Annotated in this window: 22 protein-coding genes; 13 read left to right on the plus strand and 9 right to left on the minus strand. The window is 53.5% G+C overall.

The features are described from left to right. Both dgt and THS27_RS07720 read right to left on the minus strand, forming a co-directional pair. Positions 1 to 1,332, minus strand: a 1,332-nt coding sequence (dgt, locus tag THS27_RS07715; protein WP_246832886.1) for a dGTP triphosphohydrolase, incomplete at its 3' end; no start/stop codon positions are given. A 105-nt stretch (positions 1,333 to 1,437) separates the two neighbouring features. After that, positions 1,438 to 1,860 carry a hypothetical protein gene (locus THS27_RS07720; RefSeq protein WP_085589564.1) on the minus strand — a complete coding sequence of 141 codons (423 nt, stop codon included), beginning with the start codon at positions 1,858 to 1,860 and terminating at the stop codon, positions 1,438 to 1,440. A 205-nt stretch (positions 1,861 to 2,065) separates the two neighbouring features. Here THS27_RS07720 and gor point away from each other — a divergent pair, with 205 nt between their 5' ends. The 3 genes from gor (at position 2,066) to THS27_RS07735 (ending at position 4,853) form a co-directional block, all read left to right on the plus strand. Further along, on the plus strand, positions 2,066 to 3,430 hold the full coding sequence (gor, locus tag THS27_RS07725; protein WP_085589566.1) for a glutathione-disulfide reductase: 1,365 nt from the start codon (positions 2,066 to 2,068) through the stop codon (positions 3,428 to 3,430). A 222-nt stretch (positions 3,431 to 3,652) separates the two neighbouring features. Next, the gene (locus THS27_RS07730; protein ID WP_085589568.1) at positions 3,653 to 4,147 is read left to right on the plus strand and encodes a hypothetical protein; all 495 of its coding nucleotides are present in this window, start codon (positions 3,653 to 3,655) and stop codon (positions 4,145 to 4,147) included. Further along, a complete protein-coding gene (locus THS27_RS07735; RefSeq protein WP_210402852.1) occupies positions 4,131 to 4,853 on the plus strand; it encodes a hypothetical protein in 723 nt (240 codons plus the stop codon). The genes THS27_RS07730 and THS27_RS07735 overlap by 17 nt, the downstream gene beginning before the upstream one ends. Positions 4,854 to 4,978: 125 nt before the next feature. Here the strand turns inward: THS27_RS07735 and THS27_RS07740 are convergent, their stop codons facing one another. Next, a complete protein-coding gene (locus THS27_RS07740) occupies positions 4,979 to 5,443 on the minus strand; it encodes an Lrp/AsnC family transcriptional regulator (RefSeq protein WP_085589570.1) in 465 nt (154 codons plus the stop codon). Between the two features lie 171 nt (positions 5,444 to 5,614). Between THS27_RS07740 and THS27_RS07745 the strand changes: the two genes are divergently transcribed. The 5 genes from THS27_RS07745 (at position 5,615) to THS27_RS07765 (ending at position 16,099) form a co-directional block, all read left to right on the plus strand. Then, positions 5,615 to 6,631 carry a 1-aminocyclopropane-1-carboxylate deaminase gene (locus tag THS27_RS07745; protein WP_085589853.1) on the plus strand — a complete coding sequence of 339 codons (1,017 nt, stop codon included), beginning with the start codon at positions 5,615 to 5,617 and terminating at the stop codon, positions 6,629 to 6,631. 212 nt (positions 6,632 to 6,843) lie between these two features. After that, a complete protein-coding gene (locus THS27_RS07750; protein WP_085589572.1) occupies positions 6,844 to 11,910 on the plus strand; it encodes an MG2 domain-containing protein in 5,067 nt (1,688 codons plus the stop codon). A gap of 10 nt (positions 11,911 to 11,920) precedes the next feature. Then, the gene (gene pbpC, locus THS27_RS07755) at positions 11,921 to 14,080 is read left to right on the plus strand and encodes a penicillin-binding protein 1C (RefSeq protein ID WP_168184848.1); all 2,160 of its coding nucleotides are present in this window, start codon (positions 11,921 to 11,923) and stop codon (positions 14,078 to 14,080) included. A 151-nt stretch (positions 14,081 to 14,231) separates the two neighbouring features. Further along, a complete protein-coding gene (locus THS27_RS07760; RefSeq protein WP_085589576.1) occupies positions 14,232 to 15,113 on the plus strand; it encodes an alpha/beta fold hydrolase in 882 nt (293 codons plus the stop codon). Between the two features lie 44 nt (positions 15,114 to 15,157). Then, positions 15,158 to 16,099 carry a LysR family transcriptional regulator gene (locus THS27_RS07765; protein ID WP_168184849.1) on the plus strand — a complete coding sequence of 314 codons (942 nt, stop codon included), beginning with the start codon at positions 15,158 to 15,160 and terminating at the stop codon, positions 16,097 to 16,099. Between the two features lie 161 nt (positions 16,100 to 16,260). Here the strand turns inward: THS27_RS07765 and THS27_RS07770 are convergent, their stop codons facing one another. From THS27_RS07770 to THS27_RS07785, 4 genes are all read right to left on the minus strand, one after another. After that, positions 16,261 to 17,568, minus strand: coding sequence for a TRAP transporter large permease subunit (locus THS27_RS07770; RefSeq protein WP_085589580.1), 1,308 nt, complete (start codon positions 17,566 to 17,568; stop codon positions 16,261 to 16,263). 62 nt (positions 17,569 to 17,630) lie between these two features. After that, positions 17,631 to 18,260, minus strand: a complete 630-nt coding sequence (locus THS27_RS07775) for a TRAP transporter small permease subunit (protein WP_246832887.1) — start codon at positions 18,258 to 18,260, stop codon at positions 17,631 to 17,633. Between the two features lie 142 nt (positions 18,261 to 18,402). After that, on the minus strand, positions 18,403 to 19,434 hold the full coding sequence (locus THS27_RS07780) for a TRAP transporter substrate-binding protein (protein ID WP_210402854.1): 1,032 nt from the start codon (positions 19,432 to 19,434) through the stop codon (positions 18,403 to 18,405). Between the two features lie 2 nt (positions 19,435 to 19,436). Beyond that, entirely contained in the window at positions 19,437 to 20,063 is a 627-nt protein-coding gene (locus tag THS27_RS07785) for a gluconokinase (protein ID WP_085589582.1), read from the minus strand. A 304-nt stretch (positions 20,064 to 20,367) separates the two neighbouring features. On the opposite strand from THS27_RS07785, the gene THS27_RS07790 reads away from it, so the two are divergent. After that, positions 20,368 to 21,021 (plus strand): SGNH/GDSL hydrolase family protein, encoded by a 654-nt coding sequence (locus THS27_RS07790; protein ID WP_085589584.1) that lies wholly within the window; start codon positions 20,368 to 20,370, stop codon positions 21,019 to 21,021. A 22-nt stretch (positions 21,022 to 21,043) separates the two neighbouring features. Then, positions 21,044 to 22,078: a LacI family DNA-binding transcriptional regulator gene (locus THS27_RS07795; RefSeq protein WP_085589586.1), complete on the plus strand. Its 1,035-nt coding sequence runs from the start codon at positions 21,044 to 21,046 to the stop codon at positions 22,076 to 22,078. Positions 22,079 to 22,091: 13 nt separating this feature from the next. Here the strand turns inward: THS27_RS07795 and THS27_RS07800 are convergent, their stop codons facing one another. Both THS27_RS07800 and THS27_RS07805 read right to left on the minus strand, forming a co-directional pair. Continuing rightward, entirely contained in the window at positions 22,092 to 22,673 is a 582-nt protein-coding gene (locus tag THS27_RS07800; RefSeq protein WP_085589588.1) for a YigZ family protein, read from the minus strand. A gap of 45 nt (positions 22,674 to 22,718) precedes the next feature. Then, the gene (locus THS27_RS07805; protein WP_085589590.1) at positions 22,719 to 23,462 is read right to left on the minus strand and encodes a sulfite exporter TauE/SafE family protein; all 744 of its coding nucleotides are present in this window, start codon (positions 23,460 to 23,462) and stop codon (positions 22,719 to 22,721) included. 191 nt (positions 23,463 to 23,653) lie between these two features. On the opposite strand from THS27_RS07805, the gene THS27_RS07810 reads away from it, so the two are divergent. The 3 genes from THS27_RS07810 (at position 23,654) to THS27_RS07820 (ending at position 26,529) form a co-directional block, all read left to right on the plus strand. After that, positions 23,654 to 24,124, plus strand: a complete 471-nt coding sequence (locus tag THS27_RS07810) for a GFA family protein (protein WP_168184850.1) — start codon at positions 23,654 to 23,656, stop codon at positions 24,122 to 24,124. 291 nt (positions 24,125 to 24,415) lie between these two features. Beyond that, entirely contained in the window at positions 24,416 to 25,798 is a 1,383-nt protein-coding gene (locus THS27_RS07815; RefSeq protein ID WP_085589593.1) for a class II 3-deoxy-7-phosphoheptulonate synthase, read from the plus strand. A 245-nt stretch (positions 25,799 to 26,043) separates the two neighbouring features. Beyond that, complete coding sequence (locus THS27_RS07820) at positions 26,044 to 26,529, plus strand: hypothetical protein (RefSeq protein ID WP_085589595.1); 486 nt, start codon at positions 26,044 to 26,046, stop codon at positions 26,527 to 26,529. Position 26,530 lies beyond the last annotated feature (1 nt).

Below are 26,530 nucleotides of genomic sequence, written 5' to 3' on the forward strand. Positions count from 1 at the left end.
TTTGCCAGAAAGCAATTTGTCGATCCGGTCGGCCTGCGGCGGCAGGCGTTTGTCGTGTTTTTGATGTTCTTCAATGTCGATGGCAGCACGGACAAAACTGTTGAGCAAGCCGTTGATCACCTCGAACCCGGCCATTTCAATTGGCAGGACATGCGGGGCATTGTAAATTTTATCAACTGCCAGCGTTTTGCAATATTTGGCATCCATCCCCAGTGCCGTGTTTGCCAGCAAATCGCCATTTAATGTGCCACACAGCAGCGCGTCCTCGTTGGCAATAAAGGCATCCACCGATGCCTTGACCAGATTGCCAATCGCCTTGCCCCGCAAAAAGCCAATGCGGTCGTTTTGCGATTTTTCGGCATACCATTTTTCGGCCTTCAAATCGGTCCAGCGCTGGTCGGCATCGCCTTCATATTTGTCGGGGTGGCGGGCAATCGGGGCCAGGGCGCGTTCAACTTCCTCGAAGCTGACACAGCCCAGTTCCCAGCCATCTTCCAGATCGACCACCGAATAACAAATATCGTCCGCCGCCTCGACCAGATACACCAGCGGGTGCCGCCGCCAGGCCCCGTCCAGCCCGTCATGGGCGATCAAACCGCAATTTTGCGCAATCGCGGTGGCAATGGCGCGTTCGGATTGATAATAGCCCGGCTTTTTAAGGCCGGTATATTCCTTGCGCCGTGCCGCGCTCATAGAGGTGGAACGCGGATATTTGATGAAACTGCCCAGCGTGCCATAGGTCAGGTTTAGCCCACCTTCAAAGCGCTTCATTTCCAACTGGCTGATAATGCGCAGGCCCTGGGCGTTGCCTTCAAAATTGCGCAAATCTTCCAGTTCCGGGCCGGACAGGCGCGATGTCAGTTCGTCTTTTGCCAGTTGGGAGGTGGTAAACCATTCATTGATGGCATCTTCGCCCGAATGGCCAAAGGGCGGGTTGCCAATATCGTGCGCCAGGCAGGCGGCCTGCACCATATAGCCGATATCGGCAATGGTGATGGGGCAATCATTGCCAAGCTGTTTGACGATATGCGCCCCGGCCATCAACCCCAATGATTGCCCGACCGACCCCACCTCGATGGTGTGGGTCAGGCGGGTATGGACATGGTCATTATCGGATAGCGGATGAACCTGGGTTTTGTTTTGCAGGCGACGAAAGGAGGATGAAAAAATCACCCGATCAACGTCTATCTGAAACGGGCTTCGGCCATCGGCAGCAGGGCGGGCGGGGCCATCAGGCCGGGTAATTTTGCCATCCACCACATCAAGACGATGGGCCGAAAGCAAATCTTCCCAGCGCATTTTTGCCGTTTTCGCCGTTTCTGCCGTCGTCATAAAGCTGCCATTCCCTGTTGATTAAAACCCGCAGCCGCGACTTTAGCGATGCCGCACCGCTGGTGCAATCATCCTGCCATTTTGTTCGGTATTTAGCGGCTGGGATCAGCCAAAAAACCAGCTTTGCGGATTGTTAATCGGCTTGCCTTCCATGGCCCGTAACAGGCCAATCACGTTGCGGCCAATAAACCACGCCGCGGTATAAAGCCCCATCAGGCCAATAATGGCCCAGCCGATCAGCGGGATCCACCAGACGAAAAACGTCACAATCCCGGTCATCACTGCATATAAAATGCTGATCCAGAAAGTGCGGATGATGAAGGTATAGTGGCTGTTGCTCCAGTGATTGTCATCCTCGCGTGCAACATAGGCGACAATCAGGGCAATCAGCCCGGTGGCATAAGCCGTAAACAGGGTGGCAATCATCAACCCGTAACAGACAATGGCGGTATTGCCGCTGCGTTCTTCGGCATATACCGGCTGTGCTGTTTGATAGGCCGGGTCCTCGGAAAAGCGGGCGTCAGTCATTTTGGTGTCGTCCTGTTTTGTGGGGCGTTGCCACGACGGGCGGTTTCGATTTTAAGTATATAGGATAAACAGCACAAAACGCCATTCCCGGTTGCACTTCACGAACACGTGGCTGGCATTGCAAACTCTATCCTAGACTCTGGCGAATTGATCCCTACATTTGGCGCCATGTAGCGGGGATTATCCAACCCAAGGATTTATGTAAATGTCGACAAGTTACGATTTTGATCTGTTTGTAATTGGTGCCGGGTCCGGCGGTGTGCGCGCGGCCCGTGTTGCTTCGGGCTATGGCGCAAAGGTGGCCATTGCCGAAGAAAGCCGGGTGGGCGGCACCTGTGTTATTCGCGGCTGTGTGCCCAAAAAACTGCTGGTCTATGGTGCGCATTTTGCCGAGGATTTCGAAGACGCCAGCGCCTATGGCTGGACCCTGCCGGGTGAGCCGACCTTTAGCTGGAAAACGCTGATTGCCAACAAGGATGCCGAGATTGACCGGCTCAACGGCATTTATCACAAACTGCTGGCCGGATCGAACGTGAAACTGTTCGAACACCGCGCGACCTTTAAGGATGCCCATACCGTTATAGTTGGCGACGAGGAAGTGACGGCCGAACGCATTTTAATCGCGGTGGGGGGGCATCCGACCCTGCCCGATATTCCCGGCATCGAACATGCGATTTCGTCAAACGAAGCCTTCCATCTCGAAGACCTGCCCAAGCGTATTGTCGTCGTTGGTGGCGGCTATATTGCGGTGGAATTTGCCGGTATTTTTGCCGGTCTTGGTGCCGAGGTAACCCAGCTTTATCGTGGTACGCAAATTTTGCGCGGTTTTGATGGCGATATTCGCGACCATCTGGCGGCCGAAATTATTAAAAAGGGTATCGACCTCAGGGTTGAAACCAATGTGACCGCGATTGAAAAACAGGGTGATGGCAGCCTGAAGCTGACATTAACCGGTGGCGGTGACATGGAAGTCGACGCCATCATGTTTGCTACGGGTCGTGCGCCCAATACCAAGGGTTTGGGTCTTGAAGAAGTCGGTATTGAAACCGACGATAACGGCGCGGTTAAAATCAACAAGGGCCTGCAAACCAGCGTTGAAAATGTGTATGCCGTGGGCGACGTGACGGACCATGTCCAGCTTACCCCGGTCGCGATCAAGGAAGGCATGGCCTTTGCCGATACCGTTTATGGTGGCAAGCCGTGGCATATGTCCTATCAGGCCATTCCAACCGCAGTCTTCTCGCAGCCACCGGTTGGCACCGTGGGCCTTAGCGAGGAAGAAGCCCGGGCCAAAGGCGGCGAAATTGAAATTTACAAATCAACCTTCAAACCGATGCGACACACGCTTTCGGGCCGTGATGAAAAAACGCTGATGAAGCTGATTGTCGATAAAACCACCGATGTGGTTTTGGGCGCACATATGGTTGGCCCCGACGCGGCCGAAATCATTCAGGGCATTGGCATTGCCGTGCGCCTTGGCGCGACCAAAGCCCAGTTTGACCAGACAGTGGCCGTGCATCCCTCGGCGGCAGAGGAATTTGTGACGATGCGGTTCCCGGTTGGGGGGTGATCCATCTATTTTTGTAATGAAACAATAAAGGCGGCATGTGTCCATGTCGCCTTTATAATATTAAAATTTTAACAATACGTTTTCAACTATTTCTCTCAGCAAGAAGTGAGAAGGAGATTATTGCGAAATAAGATCAATAATTATTATACGATCAAAAACTTGCCATGTGTGTCGTCTAAAAGTAATGTTTTCTTTTGCTAGTTTTCTCTAGGGGCGATGCGGATGAGCAATGCGAAGATTCGAATTAAAGTCGGTTCTATGGAACTTGATTATGAAGGTGAGCCGTCGTTCTTGACTGAGGGAATAGAAGCTCTTTTGACTACTATGGGGGATTTGGCCGGAAGAATTCCTAAGGAATTACCTGTTTTGGCTGAAGAATCTGACGGCGTGAATTTCGCTGTATCGACTGGGAATTCCACTTTTTCTACCAATACGTTGGCTGCTTATCTTGAAGTTAAGACAGCATTAGAACTTGTCATTTGTGCGATTTCACATCTTGAAATAGTTCAAGGGAAGACAGCCTCATCTCGTGCTGAAATTCTTGCGGAGATGAGAAGTGCAACGACCTACTTTAATGGAAATATGGTTGGTAATCTGAGTAAAACTCTTTCAAGTCTCACTAAAGGTAAACGTATCAATCAGATTACGAAAGACACCTATTCTTTAAGTTCAAGTGAGCGTAAGAAAATAGAGGCAAAGGTTGCTGAAATCGGATGAATTAAAAAGCTGGTTACATAAAGACCTCACGCGCTTAGACAAACTGTTACTTGTGATCGCAACTCAAAATGGTGGAGTTGGCGTTTCCAAAATTGTTGAGGTTGCTGGCAGTGCTGGCTTTCGTGATGTAAAGAAATGGAACGTATCTGCGATACTTGGCGGCTCAAAAGGAAAGGCAATCAGAACAAACGGTTGGGAGTTGACGGATGCAGGTAAGACGCACCTTCGCAGGTTGGGCGTCTCTTCGGTTAGCCCCGGAGCTATGCAAGTTGCTTTTGATCTGCGAACTCATCTTGCCAGCATTACGGATGAGCAAACTCGCGATTTTGTTGAGGAGGCAATTAGGTGCTATGAAGCAGAATTATATCGCTCGGCTGTGGTTATGTCATGGCTTGGGGCTATGGACGTTTTACAGAAGTTTGTTCACAAACGTTGTCTGCTAGAATTTAATGCGGAAGCTTCGAGAGTCAACTCAAAGTGGAAAGCTGCAGTCTCACAAGATGATATTGGTAAGATGGGAGAAAGCGATTTTTTGGACCGGATAGAGGCACTGTCAATTATAGGAAAAAATGTTAAATCTCAGTTAAAGGCCTGTCTTGATTTGCGTAATGGTTGTGGGCATCCAAATAGTTTGAAAATATCGGTGAATAGGTGTGCTGCACATATTGAAATTTTGTTGCAGAATGTATTTGAGAAGATTAGCTAACTGACACTTATGGGAGCATCCTAAAGTGGTTAAAAATCGGTCGGTTGAATAGGCTTGTATTAACTTTTTGCAAAGTGGGTAATCTTAGTGAGTAGGTAGCAGAATTTTGTGTTGCATTTGTCTTATCAAAACGCCAGCGGCGCATTATCGACAACCTCTTTCATCACAAAGAATGTGCGGGTTTGGCGCACGCCGGGCAGGGCGATGAGTTGGTCGCCGTGTAAATGGTTGAAATCGGCCATGTCGCGCACGCGGATTTTGAGAAAATAGTCGAAATCGCCCGCGACCAGGTGGCAATCGAGAATAAACGGTAATTTGCGGCACGCGGTTTCAAATTCGGCGAAACTTTCGCGGGTGGAGCGGTCCAGCACCACGCCAACCATAACAAGGGCACCGCGTTCCACCTTTTGCGGGTCGATCATGGCGCGCACCGTGCTGACATAGCCTTCATCAAACAGGCGCTGGATGCGGCGGTGGCAGGTGGCCGGGCTGACATTCACCCGTTTGGCAATATCGGCGTTGCCCATGCGGCCATCGCTTTGCAACAGGCGCAAAATCTTTTGATCGGTGCGGTCCAGCGGCTGGGTCATGAAATTATCTTCCATATGTGGGTGAATTTATGGAAGTGTAGGCATGGTTTGTCGATTTCAGGAAGTCTCGCGAGTAAAAATAAGCGTAAATTCGAGAGCACCTTTCATTTAAGGCGGAGTAGCATTTCCCGATGAATAATCGCAAAACAGGGAGTGCGAAAAGTGAAAAAAATGAATTTGGGCAAGTTTGAGAAATACAGCCTGACCTTCGGCCCGACCCCGATTGAGGCGCTGCCGCGCCTGTCAGAACATTTGGGTGGAGATGTTGAACTTTATGCCAAGCGTGAAGATTGCAATTCCGGCCTGGCCTTTGGGGGCAACAAGGTCCGCAAGATGGAATATATCATTCCCGATGCGATTAAATCGGGTGCGGATACATTGGTGACCATCGGTGGTGTGCAGTCCAACCATACCCGCCAGGTGGCCGCAATTGCCGCCAAAATTGGCATGAAATGCCGGTTGGTGCAGGAAAGCTGGGTGCCGTTTAACGATGCCGTTTATGACCGGGTTGGCAATATTTTGATGAGCCGTGTCATGGGCGCCGAGATTGAACTGGTCGATGAAGGCTTTGACATTGGTATTCGTGAAAGCTGGGAGGCCGCCCTTAGGGATGTGAAAGCCAAAGGCGGCACGCCCTATGCGATCCCGGCCGGGGCATCGGTGCATAAATATGGCGGGCTGGGTTTTGTTGGCTTTGCCGAAGAAGTCCGTGCGCAGGAAGCTGAACTGGGTTTCAAATTTGATTATGTTGTGGTGTGTACTGTTACCGGGTCCACCCATGCCGGGATGGCGGTTGGTTTTGCCGCCGATGGCCGGGCCAACAAGGTGATTGGTATTGATGCGTCGGCCACACCCGAACAAACCCGGGCGCAGGTTTTGGCGATTGCCGAAAAAACCGCCGATCTGGTGGAACTGGAAGGTGGCATTTCGGATGCAGACATTACCCTGATCAATGATTACGCTTATCCGGCATACGGTGTGCCGTCTGATGAAACCAACGAGGCCATTCGTCTGGCTGGCCGCACCGAAGGCATGATGACCGACCCGGTTTACGAAGGTAAATCGATGCAGGGCATGATTGATCTGGTCAAAAAAGGCTATTTCGCCAAAGGTTCGAAGGTTCTTTATGCCCATTTGGGTGGGGTTCCGGCGATTAATGCCTATAGCTATTTGTATCGCAACGGCTGATACCCTTTAAAATTGTAAATGTATGGCAGCAAGGAAAGTGTCCGCTTTCCTTGCTGTTTTTTGTTTGCGCAACCCCCTGAATTATCAGCGTCATGGGGGATCCGTGTTGATGTGCAATTTTTGCGTGTTGCGTTATCGTAAAAAAACCTTTTTTCTGGTCTGGATTAAGGCTTTGCCTCCCCCTGAATGATCCAAGTGAAATTGAGGTTCCAATGCCCGGCGAAAAATGGCTTTCCGCCCTGTTTCTTTTTTTGTTTTTCCTCGTTTCACCCGTTATGTCCCAGGCCAGCGAAACCTATCGCGCCAGTTTCCCTTGCGAAAAGGCGTCAACCGGATTGGAAAAATCCATTTGCCATAATCAGGATATCGCGAAACTGGATCGGGAAATGGCGACTGTTTACAAGCAGGCGTTAGGGGAACAGGGCGACGTTGAACAGGTTGTTTTACAAACGGACCAGCGGGCCTGGCTGCGTAATTTGCGTAAAAGCTGTGTTTTGACGCCGAGTGAAAAGCCCGATGCCCTGTCGGACGCGACACGAACCTGCATTGTGGAAAACTATCGCACCCGTATTTCGAATTTACAGGCATCTTTAACGGGGAACCTGGACCTTGAAAAGGTAACGATGCAGGCGGAAAAGGCTGTAAGCGAGGCCTGCTTTGCCTTTGACCATGATTTAAGTGACGATCAGCCGCTTGACCTTAGATCCTATATCGAGCTGTCGCCAAAGCGCGATTATTCGGCCCGGATAGCGGACGGAAAATTATGCCTGTTCGGTCTGCCGCATTCGCAAACCACAAAGGTTACCCTGCGCAAGGGGTTAAAGGGTGTTTACGGGTTTGCCCTGGCCGATGACGTGACGCGTGATGTTATGATGGGGGCGCGCAAGCCCGATATCGTTTTGGGGACCAACAGTTATGTTTTACCCAAAAGCGATGCGCCGGTCATTCCGGTGACGACGGTTAACCTTGATAGCGTGAATTTGAAATTCTACCAGGTTGTGGAACGCAACCTGGTATCGACGCTGACCGCGAACCTTTTGGGCCGCGAAATGGATAACTGGGATATGCGCCGCATCCGCGACGAGGCTGGCGAGGAAGTCTGGGCCGGAAAGCTGGATATTCGTAATATTCCAGATACCGATATTGTTACCCAAATTCCGCTTTCCGAAATGGTGGCAGATTTTAAACCGGGCCTGTATGCGCTGGTGGCAACCGCACCAGATGATGATGACACCTGGGGCAATAAACCGACCCAGTGGGTGATTGTAACGGATATGGGCCTGTCGGCCTATGACGGGGAAAAGGGCCTGTCGCTTCAGGTGCGGTCATTGCGCACGGCACAGCCGGTTGCGGGTGCCAAAGTGCGGCTGATTGCCCGCAACAACGCCATATTGGGCGAAACCACCGCGAACAAGGATGGCTGGGCCGATTTTTCGGGGCCATTGTTAAATGGCAAGGGCGGTAAGGAAGCCCTGTATCTGACGGCGGAAACAGAGACCGGCGATTTTTCGTTTATTTCATTGCAGGAATCGGCACTGGAATTATCGGATCGGGGTGTTTCAGGCCATGTGCCGCCTAAGCCGTTGCAATCGTTTTTGTATTCGGACCGGGGAATTTACCGCCCTGGCGAAAAGGTACATCTGGGCTATTTGCTGCGCGATGACAAAGCCGATGCGCAAACCGGGGTACCTTTAACCATTGTGTTGTATCGCCCCGATGGCAAGGAAGCCTTTAAAACGGTGCAAACCCCTGATGATACCGGGGGTGGCCGGGTTGATATTGCCATATCGTCCGCTGCGGCAACCGGCAAATGGCGCATTGCCGCCTATAGCGACCCAAAGGCCGACCCGATTGGCGATTTGTCGATCCAGGTGGAGGAATTTGTTCCCGAACGGCTGGAGGTAAAAGCCACCACAACGGCCCCTTATATGGTGTTTGGTGCGGCAATCCCGCTTGATGTGCAAACCGATTATCTGTTTGGCGCACCGGGAAGTGGCCTGCGTGCCAGTGGCAGTGCGTTTTTACAGGTTGATCATCATCCGTTTGAAAACCGGCCCGATTATTATTTCGGCCTTCAGGATGACGTTGCCCAGATCCGCAAAAACTTTGACGAAATCAAAAGCAATACCAGCGGTTATGCCGATATCAGGGTGCCGGCCTTTGAGGCGGTGGATTTATCATCGCCGCTGAAAGTGACCCTGAATGTCGAGGTTGCCGACATTGATGGCCGCCCGTCGCGCGCGAAGGTCAGTTTGCCATTGCGCAATAGCGATAGTTTTGTTGGTCTCCGGCCCGGTTTTACAGGGGATTCGTTGTCGTATGGGCAGGCGGCAAAGTTTGACGCCATTGCAGTTGACGCCGATGGCAAAGCCATCAAGGGCCGCGAATTAATGGTCGACTGGATCCGCGAGGACCGGGACTATAACTGGTTTTATCAGGGCGGGCAGTGGCAATCGACCTATGAAAAATATGACATGCCGGTGGGGCATGATGTTGTTACCACCGATGCTGATGGAAAAATTACCTTTGATCGTGCCTTTGACCGGTGGGGATATTATCGCGCCGTCGTGCGCGACCCGTTGACCGGCAGTGCCGCCGACCAGACCTTTCGTGTTGGCTGGTGGGCCAATGGCCAGTCGCCCGATCGCCCGGACCAACTGTCAATGAGTGTGAAATCCACCGATGTTAAACCGGGCGATCAGATTGACGGGTTTGTAAAAGCACCGTTTGACGGGCGCCTGGTGGTGACTGTGGCGCAGAAAAACGTTATGTGGCGCAAGGAATATGACCTGTCGGGCGATGGGGTTGAATTTCACATTCCGGTCGAGGCAAAGTGGGGCAACGGGGCCTATGTTTTGGCAACGGCCTATCGCCCCGGCCTGGATCAGGACCAGCGCGGACCGGTGCGCTCGGTCGGGGCGCAGTGGGTTTCGTTTGGCAAGGAAAGCCGAACGATGACGGTTGATTTTGACCTGCCCGACGAAGTGCGCCCCGGCACCAGCCTGTCGGTGCCAGTTCAGGCCACAGGCCCGGTGGTTGGTACAGAAAAGGTTCGGGTTAACGTTTTTGCCGTGGATGAAGGCATTTTACGTTTAACCGGTTTTAAGGCCCCGAAACCGGAACAGGATTTGTTGGGACAGCAATATTTGCAATTATCCTATCATGACCTGTACGGGCATTTGATTGCGCCGCAAAAAGGCGATGTCGGTGTTTTGCGATCGGGCGGTGATGAAATGGCCGAGGGCAACCAGGCATCGTTAAATTCGCGCGTGTTTAAAACCGTGGCCCTTGCCAGCACAACAGTGCAGCTTGACAATACCGGTGCCGGAACCGCGCATTTTGATATCCCCGATTTTAACGGCAAGCTGCGCGTTTTTGCCGTTGCCTATAGCAATAGCGCGACGGGCAGCGGGGTTAAAAACATGCTGGTGCGTGCGCCGGTGGTGGCCGAATTATTGCCACCCCGCTTTATGGCACCGGGCGACAAGGCTGCGTTTGCCCTGCGGTTGCGCAATTTAAGCGGGGCCGAAGGGGCCTATAAGGCCACGCTTGCCACCAGTAAGGAATTAAGCGTTACCAAACCTGACTGGCAAGGTGATATCGCACGGGGACAACAGGTTGAAACCCGCTTTGATGTAACCGCCGCCCATGTGGGGCAGGCCCGCCTGACCCTGAATATCGACGGGCCAAACGGGTATCATCAGCACCGGGTGTGGGATGTGGAAGTGCGCCCGGCCCAGCCATGGGAAACCCACAGTGGGCAACGGCAACTGGCCGCGGGCGAAAGCCTTGATCTTGATGCGTCCTATCTTGATATGTTCCGGGCTGAAACGGCATCGCTTAATTTAAGCCTGTCGAGTGTTCCTGAAATTGATGTGCAAAAACTGATTTCGGGGCTGGATCGTTATCCATATGGTTGCCTGGAACAGACAACCAGCCGGGCCTTTCCGTTATTGTCGTTTCGCGATGCACAGGACCGCTGGCAAGGCGTAACGTTTGATGAAGACCATCTGGATGAGAAAATTCGCGATGGCATTGAACGGGTTTTGGCCAAGCAGCGCACCGATGGCAGCTTTGGCCTGTGGGATCGCCATAGCGACCCGGAACCGTGGTTGACCGCCTATGCGACCGATTTTTTAACCGCTGCCCGGGCCAAAGGGTATGATGTGCTTGATAACCGGTTCGTCAGTGCCCTTGACTGGATGCAAAATGCGGTGCGTGCCGAACAATATTCGCCAGAGGCACGGTCCTATATGGTGCTGGTGCTGGCCCGCAATGACCGCTATTCAAAATCGGCGCTGGATTATGAAACCACCCGTCTTTTAAAGGGAAAAACCGGTTCGCTTGCCAGCGCACAGCTTGCTGCGGCACAGGTTTTAAATGGTGGTACGGTGGATGGTTCTACCATCGACAATATAACAAATAACTTGGGAAATGACCGGCGTTACTATCGCAGTTTCGGGTCGCCCCTGCGCGATTTGGCCGCGATATTGACCTTGCCCAAACAGGTTTTTGTCAACGATCAGGAACGTCTGACATTGCTGTCATCGGTAACGGAAATGGCCGAAACTGAAAGCTATACCAGCACCCAGGAAAAGGCCTGGTTGTTGCAGGCGGCCACCAGCATTACCGCCGGGGCGGGTAAGTCGGTATCGTTGCAAGTTAACGATCAGCCGCCAGAGCAGGTTCAAAGTTATCACACCGGGGTGACGCCCGCTGTGTTGCAAGACCATTACACAGTTAAAAATGCAGGCAATAGCATTGTTTTTGCCAAATGGTCGGCAACCGGTATTCCGGCAAAACCTTTACCGGCCGAGGCACATGGCCTGTCGATCAAACGGCAGTATTTTGATGTTGGCGGCAAGCCAGCCCTGCTTGATAATGTGCAAACGGGGAATCGGTTAATCGTTGTGCTAACCGGGCAATCGACCAATCGTTTATCCCATCGTGCCCTGATTGCCGACTTTTTGCCTGCCGGGTTCGAGATTGAAGCCAATGCCCGTTTTCCGGAGCTGGAAAAGAAACTGAAAATTGAACCTGATACGTTATCCCCCACCGATTTTCGGGCCGAACGGGATGACCGGTTTGTTGCCGCCGTTAACCTGGGGCAGGACGAGTATGGCAACGAAAACGGTGCCGGTTTTAAACTGTTTTATGTGGTGCGGGCGGTAACGCCGGGCACATATGTGCATCCGGCGCCGTTTATTGAGGACATGTATAAACCGGGTTATTTCGCCCGTGGGGATGTGTCGCGACTTGTCGTCTCACCCGCGCACTAGGAGGCTTTCCATGCCCGGTTGGCGGCCGTTTCGCAAAATCACGCCCGGACGCATCATTATGGCGGGTCTGGGCGGGGTTGCGGTGCTGGCTGTAACATTGGTGGTGCTGGACCGGGTTTTTCCGCCCAATCTGTCGCGCCTGTCGCATGTTTCAACCGTGGTTGAAGGTGAAAACGGGCGTCCTTTGCGGGTGTTTTCCACCGCGGGCGGGTTGTTGCGGCTGAAAACCACCCTGGCCGATATTGACCCGAAATATGTGCGGTTTTTAAAAAGTTACGAAGATCGCCGGTTTGACAGCCATATTGGCGTGGACCCGCTGGCTTTGGCGCGCGCGGCATGGCAATGGGTGCGGGCGGGGCATATTGTTTCGGGTGGGTCCACCCTGACAATGCAGGTCGCCCGGTTGCTGGAGCCGCGCGACCGCACAATTTGGGCCAAAAGCATCGAGATTTTGCGGGCGATGCAACTGGAATGGCATTTTTCCAAAACCGGTATTTTAAACATGTATGCAACGCTGGCCCCGTTTGGCGGGCGCGTTGAAGGGGTGCGCAGTGCGGCGAATGTTTATTTTCAAAAAGATCCCGGCCATTTAACCATTGCCGAAGCTGCGTTGTTAACGGTTTTGCCGCAATCGCCATCGTTGTTGCGGCCAGACCGTTTTGCCGGGCAGGCCCTGCAGGCGCGCGCCAAGGTATTGCAGCGTTTGCGAAACGATAATGAAATTACCGCAGCCGAATATCAACAGGCGCTGGGCGAGCCGATACCCCGGCAACAATATGCCATGCCCCTGCTGGCACCGCATCTGGCAGAAAGGCTGGCGGCGCAATACCCGGATCAGAACCGGATCGTAACCACCATTGAACCGTGGTTGCAGGCCGACATGCAAAAGCTGGTGGAATATTACGGGGTTAGTGTTGCGCGTGACCGCTCGCTTGCGGTGGTTGTGGTTGAAAACAAAACCGGCAAGGTTCGCGCCCATTTGGGGTCCCGCGATTATCTGGATCGGCCCAGTCATGGCTTTGTTGATATGACCCGCGCCATCCGGTCGCCCGGTTCAACCCTGAAACCATTTATTTATGCGCTGTCATTTGACGATCATCAAACCCATCCGCAAACCCTGATCTGGGATCGGGCGATTGCCGATGGCGGTTATCGGCCTTCCAATTTTGATCATAACGAAGCGGGTGAAATCAGCATTGCCGATGCGTTGCGCTTTAGCCTGAATATTCCGGCAGTTAAGGTTCTGGGGCGGTACGGGCCGATCCGGTTTAGCGAAACAATGCGTAAAAACGGGCTGGAATTAAGCCTTCCGGGGGATGCGGCGGTGCCAAACCTTGCCATTGCCCTTGGCGGTGTCGGGGTGAAACTTGATGATTTAACAGGGCTTTACCGTGGCCTTGCGACAGACCGCAAAAACTGCCCGCTGCAATATTTACGCGATGAAAAACCGGCACCCTGCCTGTCCCCGCACGAGATGTTTTCGCCCCAAACCCAAAAATGGATTACCGGTATTTTGCAAAATACCCCCAGGCCCGATGGATACCGGGCGCAAGCAACCTTAAACCCGGCACCAATTGCCTTTAAAACCGGAACATCCTATGGGTTTCGCGATGCGTGGGCGTTTGGTTATAACGCCGATTACACTGTGGGGGTGTGGGTCGGCAAGGCGTCCGGGCAGCCAAGCCCCAGCCAAACCGGGCTAAGCAGTGCGGCACCGTTGTTATTTTCCGTGTTTGAAAAACTGCCGCGTTTGTCGCGTATTCATAATGTGGACGCAGACGAAAGCTGGAAAAAACCGGCACCGGACGGCTTGAAATATTTTGCCCCTAACCGCGCGCAGCAAAACCAGCTTGCCGTAAATGTCCTTGATATTGAATTTCCAGCCGACGATGCCCTGTTCTTGCTGGGCGATATTGCCCGGCGGGGTGTGGTTTTACGCGCCCGAAACGGGGTGCGGCCTTTAATCTGGATGGTAAATGGTGTTCCGCTGCCATCGGATCCATGGAAAAGGTCGGCGCGCTGGAAACCTTCGGAACCCGGCTTTTACGATATTACCGTGCTCGATAAAAACGCCGATGCGAGCCATCGCCAGGTTACAATCCGGGCAAATGCACCCCAGCGCAGCACGATCAGTCAGGTTTCAATATCATCAGTTAAAAACAGGCCGTGAACCGTTGGATAGTGGTTGGCGCCAAGCTGATTGATAAGTAATATTGATAGAAATTATTGATTAATATTGCCGCATAATGGAATAGTTGAAATCGGCTATGCTTGGCTGAACCGGCCACCACCAAGGTGGCCTGCATGTCAGGAGGAACGCCATGTTTGAGGGTTTTCGGGAAGAAATAATTTCTGGCGAGGGTGCCGATATTTTTGTGCGCCATGGGGGCAAGGCGGATGGGCCGGGATTGTTGCTGTTGCATGGTTACCCGCAAACATCGGCAATGTGGCACAAGGTCGCGCCGCAACTGGCCGATAAATACCATGTGGTTTGTGCCGATTTGCGTGGTTATGGCCGGTCATCAAAGCCGCAAACCGATGCGCAACACAGCCCCTATTCCAAGCGGTCGATGGCGGCCGATATGGTGCAGGTAATGGCGCAACTGGGCCACAGCCGGTTTTATGTTGGTGCGCATGACCGGGGCGCGCGGGTTGCCCATCGCATGGGCATGGACCATGCCGGGGTGGTTCAGGCGATTGCGATGCTGGACATTGCGCCAACCCGTGAAATGTACCGCGAAACCGACGACGCCTTTGCGTGCGCCTATTGGCACTGGTTTTATTTAATTCAGCCCGCCCCGTTTCCTGAAACCATGATTGGCGGCGACCCGGATGCCTATTGGAAATTTAAATGCAAGGCACAAAGTGCGGGGGCATCGCCCTTTGCCCCCGAAGCCCTGGATGAATATTTGACCCTGTTTCGCAATCCCGATGTGATCCATGCCAGTTGCGAGGATTACCGGGCCGCAGCCAGCATTGATATTGCCCATGATGACGCCGATGGCGACCGTAAGCTGGCGATGCCGTTATTGGCAATCTGGGGCGGACGTGGGGTGATCGAGCGGTGTTTTGATGCCCTGGCTTTGTGGCGCGAACGGGCCGACAACGTTACCGGTTTTGCCTTGCCCGCCGGGCATTACCTGGCCGAGGAAATCCCCGATCAGGTGGCGGCGCATTTTCGCGAATTTTTTGATCAACATTAACTGCCCTGCAATATGCTGCGGGCTGGCTATTACGCGGGATGAAAATGGAATTTAGACAGCTACAGTGTTTTGTGGCCGTGGCCGAAGAACTGCATTTTCGCCGTGCGGCTGTCCGCCTTGGTCTCAGCCAGCCTGCCTTGTCGGCCAGTCTGGCCACACTGGAAGCCGATTTGGGCTTTGCGCTTTTTTTTCGCACCACCCGGCAGGTCAGCCTCACACAGGCCGGGGCGGTGTTTTTAAAAGATGTGCGCCAGATTTTGCGCAACATTGATGCCGCTAAACGCCATGCCCGCGAAGTTGCCCATGCTGCCGTGCCGTCCATTCGGGTGGGCGGGGTCGATGAAGCGATTGTAACCCTGGTGCCTGCCTTGATGGCGCAGTTTCGTGCGCTTTACCCTGATATCCATTTGCAAATTCAGGAAGTTTCATCATCGGGCCGCAATGTGCAGGCATTGGAGGCCCACCGCGCCGACGTGGTGTTTATTCGCGAAAATGTAAACAACGATTTTGTTGAAAGCCGATTGCTTTATCGCCAGCGTATTATGGTGGCCTTGCCCGTGCCCCGGCCTGATAAACGCGGTGGATGGCAACATGACATTGGCCAATATGATAAAATAACACCGGCACAGTTGGCGCGCTGCCCGTTGATCGGCTTTCCCCGCCATGCCCGGCCCTTGCTGCATGATCTGGTAATGAGCAGCCTGGCCGACATCGAAACCCCGCCCGAAGTTACCTGCGAAGTAATTGATAAATCTACCATGCTGCAACTGGTCCGCCAGGAGGTGGGCGTGGCACTGGTGCCTGAATGGGCGCAAACCATTGCCCCTGCCGGGGTGATGTTTCGCCCTTATGGCGACCCGGTTTTGGAATTGCCGCTTTATATTGCGTGGCGCAAACGCGGTTATTCAGCGCAACTGGGGCAGTTTATTGACTTGGCCAGCAAGGTTTGCGCCGTTCGACATTCAAGCAATACCCCGCCTGACTGATTAAAAGCGATCCGTCGTTCTTACCTGGTGGACGGGCTTTTTGCGGGTGATGCTGGTCGATATTGACAGATGCTTCTGCATGACAAACGGGCGGGATGCTGTGCAATCCCGCCCGTCTGGTTTTGGTTGGTATTAAAACAATACCGCGTGGCTGTGTGTGCTTATCGCCCGGTGATGCCGGGGAAGATGATCAGAATGGCGACAGCTAAAACCTGCAGGCAAATGAAAGGCACAAGAGACTTGAAAATTGTGCCAAGCGAGATGTCGGGCGGTGCCACCGATTTAAGATAAAACGCAGCCGGGCCAAAAGGCGGCGACAGAAAGCTGACCTGCATGTTCATGGCAAAAACCACCCCGAACCAGATCGGATCAAAACCCAGATCTTTCACGATGGGCACAAAAATCGGCATGGTCAGCAAGGCAATGCCAACCCAGTCCAGGAACATGCCAAGGATGAACAGAATCAGCATCATAAACAGGATGACAACCATCGGTTCATCGGAAATGCCCGTGATCAGACCGGATACGAAATCAATGCCGCCCATCAGGTTGAACACGCCAACCAGGGCCGATGCGCCAATGCCGATCCAGACAATCATGCCGCAGGTTGTCAGGGTTTGCATCGCTGCACCCTTTAGCATGGACAGGGAAAATTCACCGCGCAGCATGGTTGATGCAATCACGCCGGCAACGCCGACGGCCGAGGCTTCGGTAACCGACGCAATCCCGCCATAGATTGACCCCAGCACGCAAAAAACAACAACCATGGGCAAAAACAGCCCTTTAAGCAGGCGCAGTTTTTCTTCGGTGGGAATGGTTTCTGTCCGGGGTGGGGGGGCAATATCCTTGCCGAAATAACAGCGAAACAGAACATAGGCGACATAAAAGCCCGCCAGCATAAAGCCGGGAATAAACGCCGATGTAAACAGGTCGCCAATCGAGACATTGGCGGTCAGGCCGTAAATGATCAACACGATCGAGGGCGGGACCATCGTGCCGAGCGAACCACCGGCACAAACCACGCCAATCGCCAGGTTTTTGTCATATCCCTGCCGCAGCATCTGGGGCAGGGCGATCATGCCCAGCAACACAATTTCACCGCCGATAATGCCGCTCATGGCGGCCAGAATAACGGCGACGAAAATGGTTTGTACGGCAACCCCGCCTTTTAACCGGCCGCCAAACAGGCGCATGGCCTCGAACAGATCCTTTGCAATGCCGGATCGGTCAAGAAGGGCGGCCATCAGCACAAACATCGGTACTGATACAAAAACGAAAGACGAAACAAAGGAATATACCCGGCTGGTAATAAGCGGCACCGCCATGGGGCCAAACCAGCCAATGGTAAATAACAGGGCGACCAGCAGGGTAACAAACGCCAGCGGCATGCCGGTCAGCAAAAAGCCGATCAGCATGACAAACATTGCCAGCGTGCCGTATTCAATGCCCAGTGATTGCAAATGTAACATGGAGAATTATCCTGGTGCGCCAGATGCGCAGGAAATGGGACATGGGACGATGAAGGGCGCGATTAACGCGGCACCGTGGCATCGTTTGCGGAGACGTCCAGTTTTTGCCGGGCATAATTATATGCCAAAATCAGAAACTGAATGGTCAGCGCCACCATGATGACCAGCATGAAAATTTTTAAAATGGCCGGAAAAGGCGGGTTCCATGCACTGCCACTGGTTTCGAGGCGAATACCGCCATTTGGCGAAAATGCTGCACGTTTCACCATCAGCCAGGCCGCAAACGCAAAAAATCCCGACGAAACCGCGCAGATCAGGGAAATGACGATGTTAAGGATACGCCGTGCTTTGGGGCTGACCATGTCGTAAATGATGACAACCCGGATATGCTGATTGCGTGATGCACAAAACAGTCCGGCAAACACAAAACCCATGGCACATAAAAATGTGGTGGTTTCGTGCGCCCAGATCGTGGGGGCATTGAAAATATGGCGCATGCAGATTTCAAAAATAAGCGCGGCCATCGAACACAGAAAGCCAATGGCAAATATGGACCCGAGATAATTGACGCAGCGGCCAAAAAGGCCTGATTCCGCAGGCATGACAGCGCGGTTATCGTCGATCAGCTCGGCCACGTCCCCTTCGGAGGTGCCAAGTGGGGTATGGGGGTCGCTGTGGGGCGTATTGGTCATGGAACCATTCCTTAAACGAGGGAATCTCGCGGGGCAGGCTGCATCTGGTTTGGGCCGTTGACTGTTGGAAAATCACCTGCAACAGCACCAGAATGCGATACCCCCGGCCCGATATGTCAGGCCGGGGGACATTTTAGTCGTATTATTTCAACAGGCCCTGTGATTTCAGGTATTTCGTCAGGGTGTCGTAAACTTCCTGGGCGTTGTCCGAACGCTCGGCCACTTTTTTCCACTGTTTCATGGCAATGGCGCGGAATTTGGCGCGTTCTTCATCCGACCAGTTGGTGATTTCGATGTCACCCTTGGCCTGATCCTTGGCAACGGCTTCGCGGTCTTTCATTTGCAGGCGTGCGACCAGGTCCTGGGACAGATCACGCACCGATACCGTCAGGATTTCCTGAAGGTCTTTGGGCAGGGCATCCCATTTTTCCTTGTTCATCGAGACTTCGACCAGCGGCATGGAGTGGAAGCCCGGATAAACCGGATGTTTGGCAATGTCGTTCAGGCCCATTGCCGAGTTGGTGGCATAAACCGTGGCATCCGCCGCATCGATGACTTTTTTGTCAAGCGATGTATAAACTTCGGACTGCGGAATGTTCACAGGGGCCGCACCGGCAGCGGCAAACACTTCCTGCACCATGCCTTCGGGCGCACGCACCTTAAGACCCTTGAGGTCAGCCACACCATTAAGCGGAACCGTTGAAACAAAGGCTTCCAGACCCGGGGTTACTGCGCCAATAAAGTGCAGGCCATAGGGCTCTTCAAGTTTGTTCATCAGTTCCTTGCCGCCACCATAATTGATGAAGCGGAACATTTGTTGCGGGTCGGCCCAGGCGCCAATCGGGTTGGCGATCAGGCTGAATGCCGGGTCTTTACCGGAAAAATAGCTGACGTCGGTAATGTGCCCGTCAAGGATGCCTGCGGCAATGGCGTCCTGGGTTTCGGCATGTTCCACAATGGAACCAACCGGCAGCAGTTCGATTTTGATGCGGCCATTGGTCATTTCGGCAACACGGTCGGTCCATTCCTTGTCGATTTCAAAGGTAGGTGTGCCCGACGTGTCGCTGGACTGGAATTTCCAGTTATAATCGGCAGCATGTGCCGTCAGCGATGTGCTGGCAGCCAGGGCCACGGCAAAGGCCGCGCCAAAAAGTGTTTTGATGGACGTTTTCATAGTCATCCTCCCTTGGATGTGGATTTTTCGCTTGGATATGGTGCGGAGTTTTCCGCCTGGTTCTGGTCGCCGTTTCGTTTTTCGAGACCATCCAGCACTTGCCAGACGATATCGTTAAGTGGGGCAATTATGGAAACAGTCAGCGGATCTTCATCCGGCCCCAGCGGTTCAAGATCGCCAAGCTGGCTGTCAAGCAGGGCAGAAGGCATGAAATGACCTGACCGGTTGTTCATCCGGTCCAAAATCAGGTCACGTGGGCCTTCCAGAAAAACAAAAGCCGGTTTTGGCCCCAGGTGATCGCGCAGAAAATCGCGATATCGGCGTTTAAGGGCGGAACAGGCAATAAAAATGGGGGGAACATTTCCCCCGGGGGCAGGCGCAATGCCGTGCGTTGTTGCCAGGTCCTTGCGGGTCTGGATTGCGACCTTGCACAGGGCATCAAGCCACGGCCAGCGCATTTCGTCATTCAGCGGCAAACCACGGCGCATATGTTCGACATTTTCGACGGGGTGGTGGTCATCCGCGTCAAGCCAGGCCCCGTTGGTGGCCGCGGCAAGACGGCGGGCGACTTCGGTTTTGCCCGATCCGCTCACACCCATAACGATGACGAAATTTGCGACGTGCTGCATTGATAAAGACTGTTTCCCGGACGCTGAAGGGCTGGATTTTGTGCCCCCTGTTTTGTTAGCGCTAACTTAATGATAGCGCTAACATTAAGTCAACTGCGAAATTGGGGAAAATTTTCCTTCTTGTAATCACCTTCGAATACAGCATGTTAGAATTATTATAATAAAAGGCCGTCGGCGATGATGATGCGCAAGCCACGCTTTGTGATAGAATAATGGTCCGTGACGCAGATAGTGCCGATATCGTATGTTCTGGCGGTTTTCGTGATGCCAACCATGTGTAGATAACTTCATCGGGAAGAATGCAATGTATACCAAAACCATTCTCGCCTTTGGCGATAGTCTGACCTGGGGCCATCACCCGGAACATGGCCGCCGCCATGCCCACGATGATTTGTGGCCAACTGTGCTTGATGCCGGATTGGGCAGACAGGGGCGCGTCATTGGCGAAGGGCTTGGCGGGCGCACGACGGCCTTTGACGATTATACCGCCCCGACAGAACGCAACGGCGCTAAAATCCTGCCAACCTTGCTGGGCAGTCACGACCCGCTGGACCTGGTGATTATCATGCTGGGTACCAATGATTTGAAGTCGTTTATTTGTGGCGATGTTATGGGGGCCAGTGCCGGCCTTGGGCGACTGGTTGATATTGTGCGCGGATATTCCTATAAATCGGGGCCGGCACCTGCTGTTCTGATCATGTCGCCCCCGCATTGTTGTGAAACCACCAAAACAGGGGGGACATTGCCATCGGTGCGCAGTATTGCCGAATCGCAAAAATTTGCGGCTGCCTATCAGGCGGTTGCCACCGAAAAGAAATGTTATTTCTTTGATGCGGCAACGGTTGCTGTGGCATCACCTGTGGACGGGGTGCATCTTGATGCAGCCAATACCAGGGCGATTGGTACGGCCTTGATACCACTGGTCGAAGAAATTTTGCGCGGTGGCCCACACTATTAATGCAAATTGCAGTCAGGCACGAATGAGAAAACGTAAAGGGGCCGGCCGACCGACAATCGCCGATGTCGCCACCCAGGCCGGGGTCAGCTCGATTACTGTTTCGCGTGCGCTGCGCGATCCGCAAAAGGTATCGGAACGGTTGCGGGGGCGCATCGATAAAGCGGTGCGTGCCCTTAATTACATTCCCGATACCCACGCCAGCGCACTGGCATCGTCGCGCTCCAACGTGGTTGGCGTGCTGGTACCATCGCTAACCAATAACGTGTTCGCAGATACCCTTCGTGCCATTTACGATGCGCTTGATGGCAGCCCGCTTCAGGTGCAGTTGGGCAATTCGCGTTATTCGGCGGCCGAACAGGAACGGCTGGTGGGCATATTTTTAAGCCAGCGGCCCACCGCCATGATTGTTTCGGGGATTGATCAGACGCCAACAGCACGCAAAATGCTGGAAGATGCAAATTGCCCGATTGTGCAAATCATGGAAACCGGGCCGGACCCGATTGATATGATGGTGGGCTTTTCGCATTATCAGGGCGGGCGGGCCGCTGCCCGGCATTTAATTGATCAGGGATACCGCCATATCGGATTTTTAGGCGCCCGGATGGACCCGCGCACCACCCGCCGCCTGGCCGGGTTTCGCAGTGCGCTGGAAGATGCCGGTATGTTTGATCCTGATCTGGTGAAAACCACCACCACATCATCAAGTGTCACCCTGGGTGGGGTTCTGGTGCGGGAACTGGCCCGTCATCGCCCCGATCTGGATGCTGTTTTTTGCAACAATGATGACCTTGCCCTTGGGGCATTGTTTGGCGCGCAAAAGGCGGGTATTTCGGTGCCGGGGCAGTTGGGCATTGCCGGGTTTAACGACCTTGAAATGATGGAAGCTGCCTGCCCGACCCTGACCAGCATTCGCACGGATCGATACGGGATTGGTCGCCATGCGGTGAATATGATCCATGCCGCACTTGATGGAACGCCGCCGTTGCAAAAAGTGGTCGATCTGGGGTTTGAATTGCAGGTGCGCCAAAGCACCGACCGTACTTATCGCGCCACCTGACGGGATGTCCGAATTATTCGGGTGTATGCCCTTCGGGTGCCGGGAAACGTTCTGCCAGGGTACGAACGCTGTCGCGCGGCCCACTTATGTGCATAAGGGTGCCCAATGTATCAAACTGGCGATCCAGCACGGTAATGTCCGGTTGGGCGCAGGCCTGTTCCATCGCCCCGGCGTCGGCAAAGCTGGCAAATAGCCGGGCTGTGCCCTGTGGCACATAGGGGATGATAGCCGCATCATCACAAACGGCCTGTACCGCGCCGCTATAGGCCCGCACCAACCCGCCCGTACCCAGCTTGGTGCCGCCAAAATAGCGGGTGACAATTACGGCCACATTGATCAGGTCGCGGCCCTGTAACACCTTCAGGCAAGGCATACCCGACGTGCCCGATGGTTCACCGTCATCCTTGCCATGCTCAATAAGCTGGTCTTCATCATTAAGATAACGATATGCCGTAACGTGATGATTGGCCTTGGGGTGTGCCTTGCGCAAGGTCGCCAGCGTATCGGCAAATTGGTCATAGGGCACCAGCGTCGCCAGAAATCGCGATTTCTTTTCTTCGGTTTCGCAAAAGGCGGGCTTTTCGATGGTGTGCATGGCTGTGTCTTATCAGACCGCGAAGCGGGACAACAGTTTTAATGATCAGGCCAGCAGGGCTTTGCCAATCAGGATAATGCCAAACAAAATCAGCATGATCAGCACCAGCTTGCGAAAGGTTTCTGCTTCCAGCCGGGCGCGCACGTAACTGCCCGCCTTTACGCCAATGAAAACCGGGATCAAACCGGCCAGCGAAATCCAGACGCTGTGCCATGTCATCAGCCCGATGCGGCTAAGCCCGGCTGCCATGATCAGGCTGGAAAGCGTAAAGGATATATTCACCCCCTGGACAAAGCGTTTGGGGTCCAGGCGCAGGGATAGGAAAAACGGCAGGATCGGCATCACCTGCGAGCCGGTTACACCATTGATCAGACCTGTGAGAAAACCCGATATCGGCGCAATACGTTTTGCCAGCCGGTCGGAAATGTGAATGGCGGGGCGGCTGATGGTGATAACGCCATATAAAATCAGAACCGTCCCCAGAACCGCACCGGCGACAAGCCCGTTGACCCGGTCCAAAATCAGCAGGCCAACAATCAGTCCGGGAATGGTTGAAAGAAACATTGGCCAGAAACGCCGCACCGTTTCGCGAAAATGCCCAGCCTGAAACATGACGATAACATTGCTGACCACAGAGGGAATAATCACCAGCGGCATCGCCGATTTAAGACCCAGCCCCAGCGTCATGACGGGCAGGGCGGATGTTGAAAAACCAAGGCCGGTTGCCCCTTTGACAAAGGCAGCAATGAAATAGGCGCAGGCAATGATCACTGCTGTTTCGATGGTCATGGGGCGTCCTGAAAGCGAAAATCGGTGGCGGTATGTGGCTGGCTCTGCTGCCATATCTGGCAGGAGGCGCAGCATGCGGGGAAACGCCCCGGGGTGCAACTGTTTCGCGCTCGGGCTAGACTGCACCTATATGGCCGTTGTGCATAACGATGCGCAGGCAGGACTAAAAAAGGATGGCAAGGAAGCAGATCATGACAATGGCAACATCACCGGAAAGATCACCGTCGCCAGCCCGTCTGACCGGCGGGTGCCAGTGCGGGGCTGTGCGCTATCAGGTAAATGGCGCGCCCCTGAATACCTATATCTGCCATTGCCGGGAATGTCAGAAACAGTCGGCATCGGCGTTTGGAATTTCGGTTCTGGTGCATGGTGCGGATATCATTGTGACGCAGGGGCAGGTAAAAACATGGCAGCGACCCACCGATAGCGGCCATGTCCTTGATTGCCATTTCTGCCCTGAATGCGGATCGCGCCTGTTTCATGGTGACCTTGCCGGGCAGGACCCGGTCAGCATCAAGGGCGGATCGCTCGATGTGATGCCCGATCTTTCGGGGGTGGATCATATCTGGGTTGTGCGAAAGGCAGGTGGTATTGCGATTCCTGCCGGTGTGCGAACATATTTTGGCGAGCCAGATGACGAACAGGGTGGCGAAACGGGCTGAAACCCTGATGGATTCGCATTTATGATGTGCGTATTGCGCGTAATGTTTTTCGCCTGTTTCATCTGCAAGTGGCTAAAGTGGGTGGAATTTTGCGTGCAATTGCGCAGTATTGGCAAAAATTTGCCATTTTTCTGTTGTCGCGGTGCGGGAAAGACTGGAAACGGCGGCACAAAACCCTTATCTAGTTGGACCCGGCAAATGGCGGGTTTTGGCCCGGATAAATCGGGCCGTATGATATATTTGATGATATGCTAGGGGTGTTGAAAGAGACATCCGATGGAGAGGAAGCAAATGAGCAAGAGCTGGAGCACTGATAGTTGGCGGAACCTGCCTGTGAAGCAGATTCCGACATATCCGGATGCACAGGCCCTCAAGGCCGTAGAACAGGAGCTCGGCAGCTATCCTCCTTTGGTATTTGCTGGCGAGGCGCGTGCGCTTAAGGAAAAACTTGGTGCAGTGGCAGAAGGCAAGGCCTTCCTGTTGCAAGGTGGGGATTGCGCCGAAAGTTTTAAGGAATTTCATCCCAACAACATCCGCGACACCTTTAAGGTCATGTTGCAGATGGCTGTGGTTCTGACCTATGGCGCTTCGTGCCCGGTGGTCAAGGTGGGCCGTATGGCCGGCCAGTTTGCCAAGCCGCGTTCGGCCGATATGGAAACGATCGACGGTGTCGAACTGCCCAGCTATCGCGGTGACAATGTTAACGGGATCGAATTTACCGAAGAAACACGCACCCCGGACCCGCAGCGCCAGATCAAGGCTTATAACCAGTCGGCATCGACGCTGAACCTTTTGCGGGCCTTTGCCCAGGGTGGTTTTGCCGATTTGACCCAGATCCATCGCTGGAACCTGTCATTTGTTGATAACAGCCCCGCGGGGGAACGATATCGCCAGATGAGCACCCAGATCGATGAAGCCGTTGCCTTCATGCGCGCCTGCGGCATTACCCCGGAAACCGCGCCGCAAATGCGCGAAACCGATTTTTACACCTCGCACGAGGCATTGTTGCTGGGCTACGAGCAGGCTTTGACCCGTCAGGACAGCCTGACAGGCCAGTATTACGACTGTTCGGCACATATGTTGTGGATTGGTGACCGTACCCGTCAGCCGGACGGCGCACATGTTGAATTCATGCGCGGGGTTAAAAACCCGATTGGCCTGAAATGTGGTCCGACGCTGGATGAAGACGAACTGATCCGCCTGATCGACATTTTGAACCCGGCGGACGAAGCAGGTCGTTTGACCCTGATTTGCCGTATGGGGTCGGGCAAGGTGGCCGAGCATCTTTCGCGTCTGGTCCGTCGTGTCCAGGCCGAAGGCCGCAAGGTTGTGTGGTCGTGCGATCCGATGCATGGCAATACGGTCAAGGCCAGCAATGGTTACAAGACCCGTGCCTTTGATGCGATTTTGGGCGAAGTCAAAACGTTCTTTGACATTCACAAGGCCGAAGGCACCCATGCCGGTGGCGTTCATTTTGAAATGACCGGCACCGATGTGACCGAATGCATTGGTGGCGCACAGGCCATTACCGAAGAAAGCCTGTCGGATCGTTACCACACCCATTGCGACCCGCGCCTGAACGGGGCACAGGCCCTTGAACTGGCGTTTTTGATGGCGGAAATGATCAAGCAGGAACGCGACAATGTGCGTGACGAACTGCTGGCCAGTGCCTGAACAGTTTGAATGATCCGTTCGTTACGGCGAATGATATTGAAAAAGGGTGCCCGATTTGCCGGGCGCCCTTTTTTCATCGCAATACTGACCATTTGGACAATGTTTTTAACTTTTTTTGGCTCAAAAAACTGTCAAAACATCCCTATTTGGGAATTTGTTGCAGATTGATATTGATGCGATGCTTGTCCTTTAGCATATAAAAGAAACAGGGCGCACTTGCCTGCGAGAGAAGGATAATCGCGAACATGTCAGCCGATAATGATTTTGCACTTTGGCAAAAGAAAGTTGAGGGAACCAACATTTCCTCGGCCACGCTGCTTGCAACGGATTATCTGAATCATTTCAACGAAATTGTCATGTTGTTGGAAATGGTACCCGATATGCCCGACATGCTTGAAGATTGTCAGGAATGGGCACCTAAAAGCTATCAACAGCATTTTCAGGACAGTGCTTTTTCCGATCGTGAACTGGCGATTGAAGCCTATGATCATGTGCCCGATAAATTTCGATGCCCGTTCGAGGAAACCATCGAACATATGAATGCGGTGGTCTTGCGTGCCAACGAACAGCTTGAAGTCGTGATTGCCGAAGGCAACCCCGATATCATCCGCATGACAGCCAATAGCACAACGGCAGCTTTGCAGCGTTTTATGGATGTTGCCAGCTCGATCATTCATGGTTCGGCCAAAACCATGAGCCAGGATGAAATCGACGCCGCTATGGCACTTTAAG

This window comes from Thalassospira sp. MCCC 1A01428 (assembly GCF_002115825.1).
Classification (GTDB): domain Bacteria; phylum Pseudomonadota; class Alphaproteobacteria; order Rhodospirillales; family Thalassospiraceae; genus Thalassospira.

Coding starts and splice junctions, on each gene's coding strand:
- THS27_RS07720 (WP_085589564.1), bottom strand. CDS start 1,860: ATGACTGACGCCCGCTTTTCCGAGGACCCGGCCTATCAAACAGCACAG.
- gor (WP_085589566.1), top strand. CDS start 2,066: ATGTCGACAAGTTACGATTTTGATCTGTTTGTAATTGGTGCCGGGTCC.
- THS27_RS07730 (WP_085589568.1), top strand. CDS start 3,653: ATGAGCAATGCGAAGATTCGAATTAAAGTCGGTTCTATGGAACTTGAT.
- THS27_RS07740 (WP_085589570.1), bottom strand. CDS start 5,443: ATGACCCAGCCGCTGGACCGCACCGATCAAAAGATTTTGCGCCTGTTG.
- THS27_RS07745 (WP_085589853.1), top strand. CDS start 5,615: ATGAATTTGGGCAAGTTTGAGAAATACAGCCTGACCTTCGGCCCGACC.
- THS27_RS07750 (WP_085589572.1), top strand. CDS start 6,844: ATGCCCGGCGAAAAATGGCTTTCCGCCCTGTTTCTTTTTTTGTTTTTC.
- pbpC (WP_168184848.1), top strand. CDS start 11,921: ATGCCCGGTTGGCGGCCGTTTCGCAAAATCACGCCCGGACGCATCATT.
- THS27_RS07760 (WP_085589576.1), top strand. CDS start 14,232: ATGTTTGAGGGTTTTCGGGAAGAAATAATTTCTGGCGAGGGTGCCGAT.
- THS27_RS07765 (WP_168184849.1), top strand. CDS start 15,158: ATGGAATTTAGACAGCTACAGTGTTTTGTGGCCGTGGCCGAAGAACTG.
- THS27_RS07770 (WP_085589580.1), bottom strand. CDS start 17,568: ATGTTACATTTGCAATCACTGGGCATTGAATACGGCACGCTGGCAATG.
- THS27_RS07775 (WP_246832887.1), bottom strand. CDS start 18,260: ATGACCAATACGCCCCACAGCGACCCCCATACCCCACTTGGCACCTCC.
- THS27_RS07780 (WP_210402854.1), bottom strand. CDS start 19,434: ATGAAAACGTCCATCAAAACACTTTTTGGCGCGGCCTTTGCCGTGGCC.
- THS27_RS07785 (WP_085589582.1), bottom strand. CDS start 20,063: ATGCAGCACGTCGCAAATTTCGTCATCGTTATGGGTGTGAGCGGATCG.
- THS27_RS07790 (WP_085589584.1), top strand. CDS start 20,368: ATGTATACCAAAACCATTCTCGCCTTTGGCGATAGTCTGACCTGGGGC.
- THS27_RS07795 (WP_085589586.1), top strand. CDS start 21,044: ATGAGAAAACGTAAAGGGGCCGGCCGACCGACAATCGCCGATGTCGCC.
- THS27_RS07800 (WP_085589588.1), bottom strand. CDS start 22,673: ATGCACACCATCGAAAAGCCCGCCTTTTGCGAAACCGAAGAAAAGAAA.
- THS27_RS07805 (WP_085589590.1), bottom strand. CDS start 23,462: ATGACCATCGAAACAGCAGTGATCATTGCCTGCGCCTATTTCATTGCT.
- THS27_RS07810 (WP_168184850.1), top strand. CDS start 23,654: ATGACAATGGCAACATCACCGGAAAGATCACCGTCGCCAGCCCGTCTG.
- THS27_RS07815 (WP_085589593.1), top strand. CDS start 24,416: ATGAGCAAGAGCTGGAGCACTGATAGTTGGCGGAACCTGCCTGTGAAG.
- THS27_RS07820 (WP_085589595.1), top strand. CDS start 26,044: ATGTCAGCCGATAATGATTTTGCACTTTGGCAAAAGAAAGTTGAGGGA.